We start from the raw sequence: 16,964 nt of genomic DNA on the forward strand, positions 1-16,964 counted from the left end.
TCCGATCCTCCCAGTTCAAGGGCACTTTTCTTATGTGAACGATCAGGCTGGCTCAAATTCGCCGTGAAAGCCGCAGGTTAGATCTAGTGGGCGCTTGGCCTCGCGTTCGATGTGAGCGTCGGTCCGGCCCGCGCCCGCGCATTCAGGCACGTGCGGTACCGCCCTGAGGTCCGGCGACCTGAGCCACATGCCGCTTGGCCGGCGGGAGGTCCACATCGGCGCTTCTTCTTCTCGCTTGGGGCTCCGGGCGCCTTCGCGGTGCTGGGTGGCCAGAACATCGGGATGGGCGGCGTTGGCGTGCCAGTGCGTAGGGGATATGTATGGCCGCAGCCGCTCGCGCCCGGCCGCCATGTTCAGGGGGTGGCCGGCGAGCTTGCGGATGATCGAGCGGGTGAAGGGGATGGCCAGGCTTCTCTGGGCGTGTCGTGGCTGTCGTGGCGACGAGATCCTCATCGTCGGCGGTCATGCGGCGGGGACGGCCGCCCGCCCGTCGGGGGGTTGGCGCATCGTGTGGTCGCTTTCTTGGATTATGTTGAGCGCTCGCTACGTGCGGGTGCAGCAAAGTGCCTGTGTTCCGCGTCGGCTCATCGCTTCGGCGAAGCGGGTGATGCCTCTGCGGAACACAGGCAGTTTGCCGCGGTCCACGACGACCCCGATGAGGTCGCATGATGTCCACTTACCGATCAACGCGGTTCTGTGGAGCGCTTCATGGTAGTTAGCCGATCGTGGGTGGCACCGCGTAGCCAGTCGGCGGCGTGAACCTGAACTGGAACTGGTCCTGGTCCTGGTCCTGGTCCTGGCGCTCGGCCTGCTGCTGGCGCTGCTGGTTGTTGTTGTGGATCCAGACGCGGGTCTTCTGCTTGTTGCGGTGGCGGTTCTTGTGGCCGTTGCCCCAGCCCCAACCCCCGCCGTTTCCGGCGACGACGCTGTTGGGCGTGGCGTTGGCGGATGTGGAGGCGGTCAGTGCGACGACTGCGCCGGTCATGGCGGTGGTGGCTGCGAGAGCCGCGATGCCGGTCTTGAACTTGGGCATTGAATTTCCCCCCAAAGGTTCGGTTGCCCCTGTTCTCGACATTTTCCAGACTGGTCGGAAAATATCGCGGATGGTGGGCTAATGCGCCATCCATGCGTTTTTATTTCCGAGGCCGGTGTCGCGTAAACGAGCTTCGTTACGTTTTGCTCTGCTCTGACGCTCTCGTTGCTCTCATTAAGCTTCTAGCAAATGAAATGAAATGAGGTGATTTGTCCGTATTGTTCCAAGGTGTTGTGTAACGAACCGTTGTCGAGACGCGTAAGTGCGCACTCGGTGGGGGTGTACCGAGAGCGCGTAGCATGACTATTCAGGACATTTCACGAAAGCGTCGGCGGGCATCGGCGGGCAACTGCTCAGGCGCGTGCGGTAACCACCCGCTGAGGGCTGGCGAGCCTGAGCCGACGCGCTCCCCTCGGCGCCGGCTTCTTGCTTCTTCCCGCTGGAACGCCGCATCGCGGTCGGCCGGCTTACCCGAGTCCGGTGGCTCGGACTGGTTGGCTTGGCCGACGGGACGCCTCCCGCCGGCACTGCTTCTCGCTTCGAATGCAACTGCGTTGGCGGGGCCCGGGCCGCGGGGAACGGCCGTGTGCGGACGTTGGCAGTGCGCCAGAGGCGGAAGGCCTGGAGGCTGCAGCTCGCACGGTGCGGCGAGGGCTGGTCGGAGTCGGCTGTCAGGAGGGGTGTTGGCGGCCTGAACCGTGCTTTGCTCGTGCTGGCCTTGAGGCGCTGGTGAGGATTGCTGCTCCCGCAGGTGAGGGGGCGAAATCACGTTGAGCGCCTCGCTGCGTGCCAGTGAACAAGTGCCTGTGTTCCGTGTCGGTCATCGCCTCGCCGGAGCGGGCGATGCCTCTGCGGGACACAGGCACTCGGTCACGGTTCACGCCGATCCGGATCCGGTGGCATGATCCGCCTGTCGACCATCCAGCACGCTGCCGAGCGTTGCAGGATCAGGTCTTCTTATCCAAGACCCCCGAGGAAGCCGTTGAACGGCGAGTCGAACTGGTCCTGGTCTTGGTCCTGGTCCTGGCGCGCGGCCTGCTGCTGGTCCTGCTGGTTGTTGTTGTGGATCCAGACGCGGACCTTCTGCTTGTGGCGGTTGTGGTTGCGGCCGCCCCAGCCGCCGCCCCATCCGCAGCTCCAGCCACCGCAGCCTCCGGTGACATAGCTGCTGCTGGGCGTGGCGTTGGCGGTCGAGGCGGTGGTCATTGCGCCCATGCTGACGACAGCACCAGTCATGGCGGTGCTGGCGGCGAGGCCTGCGACGACACTCTTGAACTTGGGCATGGGAATCCCCCCAAAGGTTCGGTTGCCCTGTTCTTGTCATTTCTCGATTGACCGGAAAACGCAGTGGATGACTTGCTAATGCGTCATCCGTGTCGCATTAATACTGCCCGTGGCTAATGTCCCACAAACGGGCTTAGTGATCTTTTGCAATACACTAACGCACTCATTGCTCTCGTTAGTTATGGGATGAATTGAGGTGATTTGTTCCTATTAGGGCGGCGGAGGCTGCCGTCGGTTTCATGAAGCCCGAGAACACGTAAATGCGCCCTCGGCAGCGAATTGCCGAGGGCGCATTTCGGTGCAACCGGTATGGATCTCTCCCTTGAGCACTCGGTGAGCGTCCGATCGCTCAGAACCTTCCTGCCGGTCGCTCCATGGTCGCGACGTGGAACTGTCAGTCGTTGAGGAAGCTCCACGGGAACTGGTCCTGATCCTGGTCTTGGTCTTGACGTGCGGCCTGCTGCTGCGCCTGCTGGTTGTTGTTGTGGATCCAGATGCGGATCTTCTGCTTATGGCGGCTGTGGCCACGCCATCCGCAGTGCCGGCGTGCGCAGTGCGTGAAGTAGCCGGACGACATCGTGGTGGCGGAGGTGGCTGTCGCGCTGGCGGTCGAGGTGGTTGTCGCTGCGCCCAGGCTGATGACTCCACCGGTCATTGCCGTGCCGATCGCCAGCCCTGCGACCATGCTCTTGAACGTGGGCATTGCGCTCCCCCCAAAGGTTCGATTGCCCTGTGTTCATGACATTTCTAGATGATCAGAAAATGTCGCGGATGCCGACTAAATACGTCATCCGACTTTTTGATTTCCGGCACGAAGGTGTCACAAACGGGCCTCGAAGTGTTTTGCTCTACGCCAACGCTCTCATTGCTCTTATTAAGCGTTTATGAAATGAACTGCGATGATTTGTCCGTATTGCTCCTGATATCGCGAAGACAAATTCGGGGCGTTTTGTGAGGGCGTTGGAGGCATTCAGGGTTGCCGAGCAAAGCGGCGCGAAAGCGTGGTACCACTCACTGCGGGGCGACGGCTTGGTCGGCTCATCCGAATTCGGTGGCTTGGAGAGGTTCCGCGGTCGTCAGTTCTGGTTGTTGCTGACTGTGCTTGGGGCCCGAACTGGCAGCCGGCGGCAGTGCGTGGCGGTTGCACTTCGGTGTGCCGCGCAGGCGGCTCCGCCTTTGCGATCTCTGGCGGGGTGGCCGTGAACGTTCGCGGGTTGGGTGATCACGCCGCTTGGTCGGCGGGACGTTCCCATCGGCGCTGCTCTGGCTGCGGGCCGAGGGCGTTTGCGGTGTCGGGCGGCCAGGACGTCGGGGTTGACTGTGCGCCAGTGTAGGCAGGACTGGCGTTTACGGGTTGGGGACTGGTCGGGGTTGCTTGTCATGAGGGTGCGCGGCGCGCCTCGATCGGATTGGCCCTTGAGGCGCTGATGGGGGTGAATGCTCCAGCAGGGAGGGGTGGGATCACGTCGAGCGTCCGCTGCGTGCCAGTGAAAGAGAGAGTGCCTGTGTTCCGTGTCGGCTTATCGCCTCGCCGGAGCGGGCGATGCTTCTGCGGGACACAGGCACTCGGTCACGGTTCACGCCGATCCGGATCCGGTGGCATGACCCGCCTTACGACCATCCAGCATGCTGCTGTCGAGCGTCGCAGGATCAGTCGAAGAAGGAGTCGAACTTGAACTGGTCCTGATCCTGGTCCTGGTCTTGGCGGTTGGCCTGCTGCTGGCTCTGCTGGTTGTTGTTGTGGATGTGGATGCGGACCTTCTGCCTGCCGTGGTTGCGGCCCCAGCCGCCGCCGTTGCCCCAGCCCCAGCCGCCGCCGTGTCCGGCGGTAAAGCTGCTGCCGGACACGGCATTGGCGGTCGAGGTGGTGGTCAGTGCACCCAGGCTGACGACCGCGCCGGTCACGGCGGTGCTGAGAGCGAGGCCTGAGACGACACTCTTGAACTTGGGCATGGGAATCCCCCCAAAGGTTCGGTTGCCCTGTTCTTGTCATTTCTCGATTGACCGGAAAACGCAGTGGATGATTGCTAATGCGTCGTCCGTGTCACATTATTGCTTCCCGGGGCGTATGTTCCACAAACGAGCTTCGCAGTGTTTTGCTCTACACTAGCCCGCTCTTGCCCTCTATTAAGCGTTAATGAAATGACTTAGGGTGATTTGTTCTTTTGGTAGCTACTGGTCGCCGACTCCATGGAGCCTGAGAACGCGTAAAAGCGCCCTCGGCGGTGAATTGCCGAGGGCGCATATCGGTGCAGCCCGGTGGAGGTCTACCTAGAGCGCTCGGTGCGCATCCGATCGCTCAGAACCTTCCTGCCGGTCGCTCCATGGTCACGACCTGGAGCTGTCAGTCCTCTTCGTCGTTGAGGAAGTTCCACGGGAACTGGTCTTGATCCTGGTCCTGGTCTTGACGCGCGGCCTGCTGCTGGGACTGCTGGTTGTTGTTGCGGATGTGGATGTGGATCTTCTGCTTGAAGCGGCCGCGGTGACCCCACCCGCCCCCTCCGCAGTGCCGGCGCCCGCAGTGGGCGAAGAAGCCGGACGATATCGTGGTGGCGGAGGCGGCTGTTGCGCTGGCTGTCGAGGTGGTGGTCATGGCGCCCAGGCCGATGGCTCCACCGGTCGCTGCCGTGCTGATTGCCAGCCCTGCGATCATAGTTTTGAACGTGGGCATTGGGCTCCCCCCAAAGGTTCGATTGCCCTGTGTTCATGACATTTTCTAGATGATCGGAAAATGTCACGGATGCCGACTAAATGCGTCATCCGCCTTTTTGATTTCCGGCACGAAGGTGGCGCAAACGGGCATCGAAGTGTTTTGCTATACACTAACGCTCTCATTGCTCTTATTAAGTGTTTATGAAATGAATTGAGATGATTTGTCCGTTTTTGTCGTGACGTCAGGTGGGCCCGCGAGCCGCCATGCGGCCGCTGCCCCGCGGGGTGTTGTGAAGCGAAATGCACTTAATGTCATAATTAGTGGCGATAAGTCGTGAATGCCCGATATGGTGCTATATGGTGGTGCAGCATGGTTATCGTGGGAGTGAGCGACTAGGAGGAGGCATGGCAGTAGAGCCAATCCCGAACTGGCCAGGACGCATGGTGGGCGCGGTGCACGTCAGGTCCACTCCAGAGGGACCCGCCGAGCAGGCGGTGTTCGTGCACGGATTGGCCGGCTCGGCCACGAACTGGACCGACCTCATGGACGAGCTCAAGGACACGGTCACGGGCCACGCCATCGACCTGCCGGGAGCCGGGTTCTCGCCCGTGCCCGCCGACGGCGACTACACCGTCGCCGGCCACGCCAGAGCGGTGATCGGACTGCTCGAGCGCACCGGGCCGGCCCACCTGTTCGGCAACTCGCTGGGTGGCGCGGTCTCCGTCAGGGTCGCCGCGACCCGCCCTGACCTGGTCCGTTCGCTCATGCTCGTCTCGCCCGCCCTGCCCGACCTGCTTCCCAGGTACGGTCCCGTCCGGGTGGCCGCCGCCGCGGTGCCCATGCTGGGCGAGTGGGTGGCGGGCAAGATGCAACTGCTGCCCGCCGAACAGCGCATCAACGCCTCCGTGTCCATGGTCTGGGCCGATGTGAACGCCCTCCACCCGGTACGCCTCCGCGACGCCGTCGAGGAACTCCGCAGGAGAGACGACCTCCCTTACGCGGGCGAGGCCATGATCCGCTCGGCCCGCGGCATCGTCGCCGAATACTTCCGCCGCGGCGAGGACAACCTCTGGCGCCAGGCGGCCAAGATCCAGGCGCCGACCCTGATCGTGCACGGCCGGCGCGACCGTCTCGTCCGTCCCGCCATGGCCGCCAAGGCGTTGCGGACGTTCCGGCAGGTCAGACTCGTGCTGCTGCCGACGGCGGGGCACGTGGCGATGATGGAGATGCCGAAGGTCGTGGCGTTCGAGGCACGCCGTCTGATCGGTGAGACTCGATTGGGGAATGCCCCACTGCCCAGCTAGGTTTCACAGTGAGATAAGACCCCCTGAAACGGGAGCGTAAAAGTGTCGTTGCCACCGCTGGTCGAGCCGGCCGCAGAGCTGACCGTCGACGAAGTGCGCCGCTACTCGCGCCACCTGATCATTCCCGATGTGGGCATGGCGGGGCAGAAGCGGCTGAAGAACGCCAAGGTGCTGTGTGTGGGCGCCGGGGGCCTGGGCTCGCCCGCGCTGATGTACCTCGCGGCGGCGGGCGTCGGCACCCTCGGCATCATCGACTTCGACGTGGTCGATGAGTCCAACCTGCAGCGCCAGATCATCCACGGCCAGTCGGACGTGGGCAGGCTCAAGGCCGAGAGCGCCGCGGCGTCGGTCCGCGAGATCAACCCGCTGGTCGACGTCGTGATCCACAACACGGCCCTGACCACTGAGAACGTCATGGAGATCTTCTCCGGCTACGACCTCATCGTCGACGGCACCGACAACTTCGCCACGCGCTACATGGTGAACGACGCCGCGGTGCTGCTCGGCAAGCCGTATGTCTGGGGCTCGATCTACCGTTTCGACGGCCAGGCGAGCGTGTTCTGGGCCGAGCACGGCCCCTGCTACCGCTGCCTCTACCCGGAGCCCCCGCCTCCCGGCATGGTGCCGTCGTGCGCCGAGGGCGGTGTGCTCGGCGTGCTGTGCGCGTCGATCGGCTCCATCCAGGTCAACGAGGCCATCAAGCTGCTGACCGGCATCGGCGACCCGCTGGTCGGGCGCCTGATGATCTATGACGCCCTGGAGATGAAGTACCGCGACGTCAAGGTCCGCAAAGACCCCGAGTGCGTGCTGTGCGGCAAGAACCCGACGGTCACCCAGCTGCTGGACGACTACGAGGCGTTCTGCGGCGCGATCTCCGACGAGGCCGCCGAGGCCGCCAGCGGCTCCACGATCACCGCGGGGGAGCTCAAGGCCATGCAGGACAACGGCGAGAACATCTTCCTCGTCGACGTCCGCGAGCCGAACGAGTACGAGATCGTCTCCATCCCCGGAGCCACGCTGATCCCCAAGGGCGAGTTCCTCAACGGCTCGGCCCTGGAGAAGCTGCCGCAGGACAAGCGCATCGTGCTCCACTGCAAGTCGGGCGCGCGCTCGGCAGAGGCGCTGGCGATCGTCAAGAACGCCGGCTTCTCCGACGCCGTCCACGTCGGCGGCGGCGTGCTGAGCTGGGTCAAGACCGTCGACCCGAGCTTGCCCAGCTACTGACGGTTTCCGGGGGCATCTCCCGGAATGTCCGACTCCTAATGGGAAATCTCCTATATGGACTGCCGTTACTGTGTTGTCCGAGTACGACAGCAGGGCGGCAGTTTTGTGAGCAGGTTTCCTATTAGGAGGTCCATGCTGTGAGCCCTGCCCGCCCTTGGCCGATCCTGGTCGTGGCCTCCGCGCTGACGCTGGTCTGCGCGGTGGCCGCCGGAGTGGCCGGCAGTGCGGCGGGCACCGAGCTCACCCGCGGTCCGAGCGCCGCCGAGCTGCACGCCGCGGCCAAGCGCGAGGTCGCCGAGCGCTGGCGCACGTGGCCCGCGGGACGCATCTTCCCCGCCACGTTGCCGTACTCCGCCGAGCAGGGCGGGCAGGAACGTGCCAGCCGGATCGGCATCTCGCCGCACACCGCCTGCGACTCCGTGGACGCCGAGGCGGTGCGGGCGCTGCGCGCGGCCGGCTGCCGGGGCTTGCTGCGCGCCACCTACATCGACGCCCTGCGCGGCGTGCTCGTCACCGTCGGCGTGGTGGTCCTGCCCGGCGAACCGGACGCCGTGCGCGCCAAGTCCGCCTTCCCCCGCGCCGGCGAGCCCGAGCCCGGGCTGCGACCGCTCGCCTTCCGCGGCACGGTCGCCAGCCGTTTCACCCCTGACGTGCGCCAGGCCGGATCGGTACGGCAGGCGGGGCCGTACCTGGTGCTGACCACGGCCGGGCAGGTGGACGGCAGGCCCGCGGCCGCGGCCGGCGAGCAGCGCCCGGCCATCTTCGCCTTCGCCACCGAGATCTCCGAGCACGTCCTGACCGGCCTGAGCAAGCCAAGAATGCCGGATTGTTCGGTCAAGGAATGGCAATGCTGATGTGGGGCACTCGAACCGGTGTGTGGAGACGCGTGATGGCGCTCGTGGCGACGGGGGCGGTGCTGTTCACCGCGGCACCGGCCGCGGCCGACGACGTGCGCGGCGGGCAGCAGCCGGTGATCAGGACGCTGGAGCTGCCCCAGGCATGGCGGACCAGCAAGGGCGCCGGGGTCACCGTCGCGGTGCTCGACTCCGGGGTCGATCCGCGCCATCGCGACCTGGTCGGCTCGGTCCGGGTGGGCAAGGATTTCACCGCGGGCGCGAACCCGCCGGGCGTGGCTCCGCGCAGGTTGCACGGCACGTACATGGCATCGCTGATCGCCGGGCACGGGCACGGCCGCCAGGGAAAGCGGGGGATCATCGGCGTCGCGCCCGAAGCGGACGTACTGTCAGTAAGGGTCATCCTCGAGGACGAGGAGCCGGGTTTCCGGGAGTTCAACTCGGCCGAGCGCTTCGAGAACGTGGTGGCCCGAGGCATCAGGTACGCAGTGGACGAGGGTGCGGATGTGATCAACATGTCGATCTCCAAGGAGCTGGCGACCAGGGAGGAGCGGGCGGCCATCCGCTACGCGATCTCCAAGGGCGTCGTGCTCGTGGCCGCCGCGGGCAACGACGGCGACCGGAAGATCGACGGCGAATTCGCGCCCTACTCCTACCCGGCCGCCTTCCCCGGCGTCGTCTCGGTGGGGGCGACGGACCGGTGGCTGCGCCGGGCCACGTTCTCCAACTGGAACTCCTCGGTGCTGCTGGCCGCGCCCGGCGTCGACATCATGGGAGCGGGCCCCGGCGACGAATACTGGGTCGGCAGGGGGACGTCGCAGGCGACCGCGCTGGTGTCGGGCGTTGCCGCCCTCGTTAAGGCGAAATATCCGGATATGTCCCCTCCACTCATCGCGCAGGCCCTCTCCGCCAGCGCCACGGACCGCCCGCCGGGCGGCTATGACACCTCCACCGGTTTCGGCGTCGTGAACGCCGCGAGAGCCCTGGCCGAGGCGGGCCGCCTGGCCCGGCACACCGAGACCGCCACCGGTGCCGAGGTCCAGGACCCCGCCAAGCCGCTGGCCGGCGGGCCGGCGGGTGCGATCAAGGTCATCGCCAGGGACGAGGGGCGCATCAGGGTCTACGCGGCGATCGCCGCCGCCGCGGCCGCCGGCGCGCTCGCGTCCCTGGTCGTCATATTCATCCTGGTCAGGCGCGTGCGCCGGGCGCATAGCTGGCAAGACGCATGATCTGCCTACTTAGGGGGACGAAAATAGACACGGAGCGAACCCGGGAACGAGGCGGTGGTGAAGGCACGTAGGTCAACCGCAGGGCTGCCGCGCGCCGGAGGAGAAGCCACGCCCAGGCGGAACCCGCTGGGCGCCGCCACCGGCCGCCGCTCACGCGTGCGAGCCTGGCCGGCGGCGAACTCCCGCAGGCGCACAGCCGCCAAGGAACGTGCCGAGCTGGCCGCCCTTCAGCAGGGCATCCGCTACCGGCGCATCTTCGTGACGCTGGTCGGCATCATGGTGGTCGTGTCGGCCGCCATCGTGCTGCTCGGCACGATCGGGCTGCTCAGCGAGACCCGATCGCGCCCGCTGACCCAGGCCGAGCAGAACCAGTACAAACAGGAGGAGATCGCCAGGCGCTGGCAGGCGTGGCCGAAGACGGGCGTCTTCCCGGAAGAGGTGAAGTATCTGGGGCTCGACCGCGCCCAGCAGTACGCCACGCGCGTCGGCATCGCCCCCGAGACCGAATGCGGCAAGGGCGTGGACGCCTCCATCGCGGGCGTGCTGGACGGCCACGGCTGCGTCACCATGCTGCGGGCCACCTACATCGACCAGACGTCCTCGTTCGTCTTCACGGTGGGTGTCGCCGTGCTCAAGGACGAGGAGTCCAGGGTCTCGGCGACCGAGGAGCTCACCCAGGACGACCGCGTCGGGGTGCTGCCCGTGGCCTTCCCCGGCACGGTGACCGAGCGGTTCGGGCCGGACCAGCGGCAACGTACCAGCTGGGTGGGCGCGGGGCCGTACATCGTGTTCTCGACGGCGGGCTACGCCGACGGGCGGACCAGGGCCGCGATCCCGCCCGAGGAGATCCTGCACCCCGAGCTGTGGCCGGCGGCCAAGTCGATCGGCAACCAGATCGCCTACTTCCTGGCGGATCCCCCCAAGGTGCCGCCCTGCACTCAGGGGAACGTGTGCTGAGCGCCATCCGCACGCTCGCGGCCGCGATGCTCGTCTTCGCCGGGCCCACCGCCGCACCGGTCAGGGACCAGCAGCAGTGGGTGCTCGACGCGCTCAACGTCGAGCAGGCCTGGACCGTCACCAAGGGCGCGGGCGTCACCGTCGCCGTGGTGGACAGCGCCGTGGACGGCCAGGTCAAGGAGCTGCGCGGGCGCGTCACCGCGGGCCCGGACATGACCTCGGGCACGGTGACCCGCGACGTGCCGCCCGGCCGGCACGGCACTGCCATGGCGGGCCTGATAGCCGGCTCCGGTGAGGACAAAGGGCTGATCGGCATCGCGCCGCAGGCCCGCATCCTGTCGCTGCCCATGGTCACCGACGACGAGCCCGGTTTCGCCGTCCCGCCGCTGGACGAGGAGCAGTCCGCCGACAGCCCTCTCGCCCGCGCCCTGCGGTACGCGGCCAACCACGGCGCGCAGGTCGTCAGCATGTCGATCGGCTCCTACGGCCCGGCCAGGTCGGAGCGGGAGGCGGTCTCGTACGCGCTCGGCAAGGGCGTCGTGCTGGTCGCCGCCGTGGGCAACGACGGCCAGAGCGCCTACACCAAGGACAACGGCACCTCCTACTGGAGCTTCCCCGCCGGCTACCCGGGCGTCATCGGCGTGGCGGCCACCGACAAGCAGGGCAAGCCGGCCGCGTTCAGCAGCGACAACCTGTCGGTGCTGGTGGGCGCGCCGGGTGTGGACGTGCCCGTGGTCAAGCGCAAGAGCGGCTACGAGCTGTCGGAGGGCACCAGCTCGGCCGCCGCCCTCGTGGCCGGCGTGGCCGCGCTGATCAAGTCGCGTCACCCGAGCCTGCGGCCGGAGCAGGTCGCCCAGGCGCTGGCCATGAGCGCCAGGGGCCGGCCCGCCGCCGGGTACGACGACCGGACCGGATTCGGCGTGGTGGACGCGGCCGCCGCGCTCAACGCGGCCGAGCGGCTGACCGGCATGCAGCGCAGCGTGTCCGTACCCGGGAAGGACCACTTCGGCCAGGGCCAGGACTCTCCCGTGCCGTCGCGCCCCGGAGCGGATCCGTGGCGGCTGTGGCTGTATGGAGGCGGGGTGCTGGTGGCGCTGATCACATTCTGTGGCGCGATCGTCGTACTCAACCAGCGGAAGGAGCAATGAGAAATCTGCCGCCGCTACGGCCTTGACCAGGCACGACAGTGCGGTGGCAGGCTATGGGGGTTCGTCGTCGGAAAAGATCCGCTATGGTCGCGCGTCATGGGATACGAGCTGCGAGTGGTGCGAGACTCGCCACTCGCCTTCGCGGAGCTCGCGAAGGCCATCGCGCCGGCCGGTTTCGAGCTGCGCGGAGCTGAGGAGATCACGGCCGCCCACGGGGGCGGCAGGCACCCGGTGGCACGCTGGGCGGGCAGGCTCGTCGGCGAGCCGGGCTCCGACTGGCAGGTGGCGCAGCTCCTGCGGCTGTCCGCCGCGCTCGGCGCCCGCCTGGTGGGCGAGGACGGCGAGATGTACACGTTGCGCGACGGCGTCATCGAGGTCGAGACGGGTGGCAGCGTGGTCGAGATCGGCAAGTTCGACGAGATCATCGACGCGGGTCCGGCCGCATGGAGCCCCTGAACCCCTTCGCCGAGCGGGTCCTCGACCTCGTCGAGCGCATCCCGCCCGGCAAGGTCATGGCGTACGGGGACGTCGCCGAATTTCTGGGCGAGGGCGGCCCTCGGCAGGTCGGCAAGGTGATGTCCACGTGGGGCGGCGGCGTGCCCTGGTGGCGCGTCGTGCACGCCGACGGCACGGGTGCCGCCCCTGACCACCTGCAACGCTGCCTGGCGCACTGGCGAGAGGAGGGCACTCCGCTGCGCGGCGAGCGCGTCGACATGCGCCTGGCCCGCTGGGACGGCCGCCCGGCCGAACATGAGCGATCTTCAGCGGATTTTCAGTAAGGCCCCTGACCTGCGCTTTCGCTGAACGGGCGATTCTGTGACATGTGACTCCCATTACCATGGGCAGAACACTAATGGCGGCCCGAAAGGCGGTGCCTCCCTATGGCCACCGGCGTCACAGCCCGAAGCCAGGGCGGCGACACCCTCGCCGACCGCCTGAAGGCTGTCCAGGATCTCTGTGATCGCGGCGAGCCTCTCGAAGCGGTCATGCGAGCGGTCGGCCCAGGCGGACGCGACGCGACGTTCGACACCGAGGTTCTCAGCGGTCCCCTCGGGAGCCGCGTCGACCTCGCGGTCAAACGCGGCCCCGCGCGGCGGCGCGAGATGCTCGCGCTCGTCCGCCCCTACCTCGCCGGCGTGGACGCGGGTGTCAAACGCGACCTGCCGGTGGCCCGGCGCGTCATCTGCCACCTGATCGAGCACCGCTCGGACGAGGAGCTCGTCGAGGGCGAGACGCTGGTCAAGGTCGTGACCGCGGCGGCCGAGCCGTCCAAGCGCATCCGCAAGGGCCTGCGCTGGTACGCCGACCTGCCCTTCCGCGACGAGTTGCCGGCCGACCTCTACCGCCTGCGACGGGCCGACCTGGTGCCGGTCACCCACATCGACGACATCGCCTGGGTGGACGGCAAGCTGCGGGTCACCGGCTTCGCCTACCTGGCCGGGCTGTCGGTCCGCAGCCGCAGGTTCAACTGGGCGACCGTGGTGCTGCGCGGGCCGCGCTGGCTGCCGCCCATCCGCATGCGCACCCGCCGCGTGCTGGAGCCCGAGGCCACGCACGGCGCGCGTGAGCCCGGGTGCAACTACGACTGGTCCGGCTTCACCGCGGAGCTGAGCCCATGGCCGCTGCGCTGGCGCGGCGCCGTACGCCAGGCGGTCTCCGCCGTGCGCCGGCGCATGCGGCATCGGCCGTCGGTGCCCGACACCACGACGTGGCGGGCGGAGATCGTGTTCTGGAGCCGTGGCGCCCGGGCCACGGGCCTGCTGCGCGGCTCCTCACTCGGCCGTCCCGAGCGCCCCGCCGGGCTCAAGCTGAAGCCCGGCTGGTGGGTCCGGCCGGTCTGGACGTCCGACCGCGCGCTGCAGGTCGTGCTCCAGCCCAACAGGGCCGAGCTGACGGGCGTCTCCCTCGACGGCGAGCACCTCGAGCTCAAGATCTTCCTGCCCGGCCGCACCGTGACCAAGGGCCACGCCAGGCTGGGCGGCCACCGCATCGCCGCCGACTTCACGCCTTCGGGCGACGGCACGCAGGTCGTGATCGGCCTCGCCGTGCCCACGCTGCTGCACGAGAAGGACGGACGGCGGCTCTGGGTCGAGCCCAAGGGCGACCCGGCGGCCTCCGTCATGCTGGCCGACCTGGTGGAGACCCGCACGGTGGTGGGCGACCGCGAGATCACCGTGCTCGGCGACCGCCGCGACCGCGTCGTGGTCTCCGCCCACCGGGTCCGCCCCGTGATCACTTCGGCGGTCTGGGAGGGCTCCTCGCTGCTCCTGCGCGGCAACTACCCCGACGCCCCGGGCCCCCGCATGCTCACGCTGCGGCACCGTTCCGGGCTGTCCTACCTGCTGCCGATGGAGCGCTCCGGGGAGGACTTCTCCGTACGCGTCGAGCCCGCCTCCATGGACCGCTTCGGCGAGCCGGTGCCGCTGGCGTCGGGCACCTGGAACATGTCGCTCCGCCACCCGTCCGGCGAGATCGTCCCGCTGCGCATGGACCACGCCGCCCTGCCGGGGCTCGACGAGGATCCGCGCACGCTCGACGGCCGGACGTACCGGATGCTCTCCACGCGCTTCGACGTGCCGGTCGTCACGGTCGAGGAGGCCCGTCCGGCGGACGAGCGGGGCGTCGCGGGCACCCACGTGCTGCGCCGCGTCTTCTACCCGGCCCAGCGTACGGAGCCGCTGACGGACGCCACCGTCTACGTCGTCAACGACGGCCGTCTCTACGCCGACAGCGTCCGCGCCATCTACGAGGAGCGGCTGCGGCGAGGCGACGACCGCGAGCACATCTGGATCGTCAAGGACGGCGCGTTCGTGCCGCCCGGCCCCGCGACCGTGGTGCGGGCCGGCAGCCGTGAGCACCACGCCGCCCTGGCCAGGTCCCGGCACATCATCACCAACTCGTTCCTGCCCGTCTGGTTCCGCGCCCGCGAGGACCAGGTGGTGGTGCAGACCTGGCACGGCACCCCGGCCAAGCGCATCGGCAACGACCAGCCCCACATGAACCGCGACCCCAGGCCGCCGATCTGGCACCGCCAGGCGGCCGAGGTGCGCGGCTGGGACCTGCTGCTGTCGCAGTCGCCGTGGGCGACGCCGGTGCTGCGCAAGGCGTTCGGCTACAAGGGCGAGATCCTGGAGAGCGGCCTGCCCCGCAACGACGTGCTCAACTCGCCGGACCGCGACGCGCTGGCGGCTTCCGTGCGGGAGCGGCTGGGGCTGGTGGAGGGCAAGCGGGTGGTCCTGTACGCGCCTACGTGGCGGGACTACGACCGCAAGAACGCCATGGTCAAGCTGGACCTGGCCAAGGCCCGGGAGGCGCTGGGCGCCGACCACGAGATCCTGGTACGCGCCCACCCCATGCAGGCCATCCCGGCCGTTCCCGACATCGCCCACGACGTCACCACATATCCCGACATCGCCGACCTGTTGCTGATCACCGACGTGCTGGTCACGGACTACTCATCGGTCATGTTCGACTTCGCCAGCACCGGCCGGCCGATCGTGATCTATGGCTACGACCGGGCGAAGTACTCGTCGAAGCGGGGGCTCTATGTCGACCTGCTCGAGCAGGCGCCCGGCCCCGTGCTGCCGACGTCGGCCGAGGTGATCGACGCGCTCCGATCCATCGACTCCGTGGCCGCGGAGCACGCCGACCGCTACGACGCCTTCCGCGCGACGTTCGCCCCCCGCGACGACGGCAAGGCCACGGCGCGAGTGGTTGATCACCTGTTCTGATTCCACGGTCGCCCCGCACCCGGCACACCTGACCCCGGAGCCGGTCAAGAAGGCGCTTCGTCACGGCGAGCAACCCGTGAGCCTTCACTACCGGCCATGACAGACGGCGACTGGGTGCGGCGCGTGCGGTGATGTTGGGCGACCGTAAAGGATGGACAAGAAGCAGTTGGGTACGGCGCGTGCGGTGACGTTGGGCGACCGTAAAGGATGGACAGGGATCAGACGTCGAGGCCCGGATAGTCGCGCAGGAGAAATGGGCGGTCCGGGTCGAAGGCGCTGCGGTAGGCCGCCGCGTTGCCTCTGACCAGGCCCCCGCTCGGCAGGCCTTCGACCATCACATACAGCAGCGCCGACATGCTCGTCCCGCACCCGATCTCACCGTTGTCGACCAGCTTGCGGATCCCGGAGACGGGCACCCACTCGGCCCGCCCCCAGCGATCCGCCGGTGGCCCGGCATGCGTGGCCGACTCGCCCCGGTAAATGTGATGCAGGCTGTCGGATATGCCGTTGGACGGCTGGACGGCGAGCAGGGGACGCAGGGGGCCGGGACGCCAGCCGGTTTGCTCCTCGACCGTCCGCGCCGCGCCCGCCTTGGGCATCTCGCCCTCGTGGATCTGGCCGAGCGGGATCTCCCAGCCCCAGCTGTCGGTGATGAAGCGGTGCCGCCAGATCAGCAGCACCTGGCCCTGGTCGTCGGTGACGACGGCGCCCGCCGCGGGCGGGGTGCGGATGAGCCGATGATCGAGATGGCGTCCATCGGGGAGTTCGACGTCGGCCACGCGGACGTCCAGCCACGGGTCGGTGTACAGCGTCTTCTCGGAATGGACCTGCCAGCGCACCACCCCAAGTTACCGAATAACGCACCTCATTTCCGCAGGTCCACGTCCAGGGCCAGGGGCGATGCCTTGATGTCGTGGGCGCGGAAGCCGGTCTGCGCGATGAACGCCTCGAACTCGGGCTGCGTGTAGGCCCGCCGCGGCAGGAAGGTCCAGAGTGCGTACCTGGTGAACATCCTGGAGAGCCAGCTGAGCCCCATCCGTGCCACGTCCGCGTCCACCGCCTCCTTGGACACGTCTCGCCGCAGGTCGATGATGAGGGCGCCGCCGCCGGGCCGCAGGACCCGGTGCATCTCCTTGAGCGCCCCGACAGGGTCGGCGAAGTTCTTGAAGGCGGCGCAGCAGACGATGAAGTCGAAGCTCTCGTCCTCGAACGGCATCGACGAGGCGTTCCCGAGCCGGAAGTCGATCTGGACCCCGGCCTCGGCGGCCTTGGCGCGGGCCATCCGCACGAAGGTCTCGCTGACGTCGAGCCCCGTGACCGTGTAGTCGCCGGTCCTGGCCAGGGCGATCGCCAGATAGCCGGGCCCGGGGGCCACTTCCAGGACCTGGGTGCCTTTCGCGGCGCGTTCTCTCACCGCCGCGACCTGCGCGTCGAACCGCTCGGAAGACTTGCCGGTGCTGGCGGCGTACCAACGTGCGATCGGGCCCTCCATGCCGATGCCTCTGTATCCCTTTCCGGTCTTCGTCATGGCGCATCTCCTCTCCCGA

At 67.8% G+C, this 16,964-nt stretch carries 16 protein-coding genes; 9 read left to right on the forward strand and 7 right to left on the reverse strand.

Translation table 11 applies throughout. The features are described from left to right. Positions 1–715: 715 nt before the first annotated feature. The 5 genes from ACTMTI_RS51715 to ACTMTI_RS51735 form a co-directional block, all read right to left on the reverse strand. Entirely contained in the window at positions 716–1,033 is a 318-nt protein-coding gene (locus tag ACTMTI_RS51715) for a hypothetical protein (RefSeq protein WP_441128278.1), read from the reverse strand. 957 nt (positions 1,034–1,990) lie between these two features. Beyond that, a complete protein-coding gene (locus tag ACTMTI_RS51720) occupies positions 1,991–2,239 on the reverse strand; it encodes a hypothetical protein (RefSeq protein ID WP_441128279.1) in 249 nt (82 codons plus the stop codon). Positions 2,240–2,711: 472 nt separating this feature from the next. Beyond that, complete coding sequence (locus ACTMTI_RS51725; RefSeq protein ID WP_441128280.1) at positions 2,712–3,020, reverse strand: hypothetical protein; 309 nt, start codon at positions 3,018–3,020, stop codon at positions 2,712–2,714. 947 nt (positions 3,021–3,967) lie between these two features. Beyond that, a complete protein-coding gene (locus ACTMTI_RS51730) occupies positions 3,968–4,270 on the reverse strand; it encodes a hypothetical protein (protein WP_441128281.1) in 303 nt (100 codons plus the stop codon). A 391-nt stretch (positions 4,271–4,661) separates the two neighbouring features. Beyond that, positions 4,662–4,970 carry a hypothetical protein gene (locus tag ACTMTI_RS51735; RefSeq protein WP_441128282.1) on the reverse strand — a complete coding sequence of 103 codons (309 nt, stop codon included), beginning with the start codon at positions 4,968–4,970 and terminating at the stop codon, positions 4,662–4,664. A gap of 404 nt (positions 4,971–5,374) precedes the next feature. Here ACTMTI_RS51735 and ACTMTI_RS51740 point away from each other — a divergent pair, with 404 nt between their 5' ends. From ACTMTI_RS51740 to ACTMTI_RS51780, 9 genes are all read left to right on the forward strand, one after another. Beyond that, on the forward strand, positions 5,375–6,274 hold the full coding sequence (locus tag ACTMTI_RS51740; protein WP_441128283.1) for an alpha/beta hydrolase: 900 nt from the start codon (positions 5,375–5,377) through the stop codon (positions 6,272–6,274). A 42-nt stretch (positions 6,275–6,316) separates the two neighbouring features. Continuing rightward, positions 6,317–7,498, forward strand: coding sequence for an adenylyltransferase/sulfurtransferase MoeZ (gene moeZ, locus ACTMTI_RS51745; RefSeq protein WP_441128284.1), 1,182 nt, complete (start codon positions 6,317–6,319; stop codon positions 7,496–7,498). Positions 7,499–7,635: 137 nt separating this feature from the next. Further along, complete coding sequence (locus tag ACTMTI_RS51750; RefSeq protein ID WP_441128285.1) at positions 7,636–8,352, forward strand: hypothetical protein; 717 nt, start codon at positions 7,636–7,638, stop codon at positions 8,350–8,352. Between the two features lie 35 nt (positions 8,353–8,387). Further along, positions 8,388–9,581, forward strand: a complete 1,194-nt coding sequence (locus ACTMTI_RS51755; protein WP_441128286.1) for a S8 family serine peptidase — start codon at positions 8,388–8,390, stop codon at positions 9,579–9,581. A 57-nt stretch (positions 9,582–9,638) separates the two neighbouring features. Continuing rightward, positions 9,639–10,538, forward strand: coding sequence for a hypothetical protein (locus ACTMTI_RS51760; protein WP_441128287.1), 900 nt, complete (start codon positions 9,639–9,641; stop codon positions 10,536–10,538). Further along, on the forward strand, positions 10,532–11,686 hold the full coding sequence (locus tag ACTMTI_RS51765; protein ID WP_441128288.1) for a S8 family serine peptidase: 1,155 nt from the start codon (positions 10,532–10,534) through the stop codon (positions 11,684–11,686). The genes ACTMTI_RS51760 and ACTMTI_RS51765 overlap by 7 nt, the downstream gene beginning before the upstream one ends. 96 nt (positions 11,687–11,782) lie before the next feature. Next, positions 11,783–12,142: a hypothetical protein gene (locus ACTMTI_RS51770; protein ID WP_441128289.1), complete on the forward strand. Its 360-nt coding sequence runs from the start codon at positions 11,783–11,785 to the stop codon at positions 12,140–12,142. Then, a complete protein-coding gene (locus ACTMTI_RS51775) occupies positions 12,130–12,465 on the forward strand; it encodes an MGMT family protein (RefSeq protein ID WP_441128290.1) in 336 nt (111 codons plus the stop codon). Before ACTMTI_RS51770 ends, ACTMTI_RS51775 begins: the two co-directional genes overlap by 13 nt. A gap of 207 nt (positions 12,466–12,672) precedes the next feature. Beyond that, positions 12,673–15,417 carry a CDP-glycerol glycerophosphotransferase family protein gene (locus ACTMTI_RS51780; protein ID WP_441128291.1) on the forward strand — a complete coding sequence of 915 codons (2,745 nt, stop codon included), beginning with the start codon at positions 12,673–12,675 and terminating at the stop codon, positions 15,415–15,417. A 218-nt stretch (positions 15,418–15,635) separates the two neighbouring features. Here the strand turns inward: ACTMTI_RS51780 and ACTMTI_RS51785 are convergent, their stop codons facing one another. After that, positions 15,636–16,256 (reverse strand): NUDIX domain-containing protein, encoded by a 621-nt coding sequence (locus ACTMTI_RS51785; RefSeq protein WP_441128292.1) that lies wholly within the window; start codon positions 16,254–16,256, stop codon positions 15,636–15,638. 26 nt (positions 16,257–16,282) lie between these two features. Next, a complete protein-coding gene (locus tag ACTMTI_RS51790) occupies positions 16,283–16,945 on the reverse strand; it encodes a class I SAM-dependent methyltransferase (protein WP_441128293.1) in 663 nt (220 codons plus the stop codon). Positions 16,946–16,964: the final 19 nt, after the last annotated feature.

Source organism: Nonomuraea sp. H19, from assembly GCF_052068215.1.
Taxonomy (GTDB): Bacteria; Actinomycetota; Actinomycetes; order Streptosporangiales; family Streptosporangiaceae; genus Nonomuraea.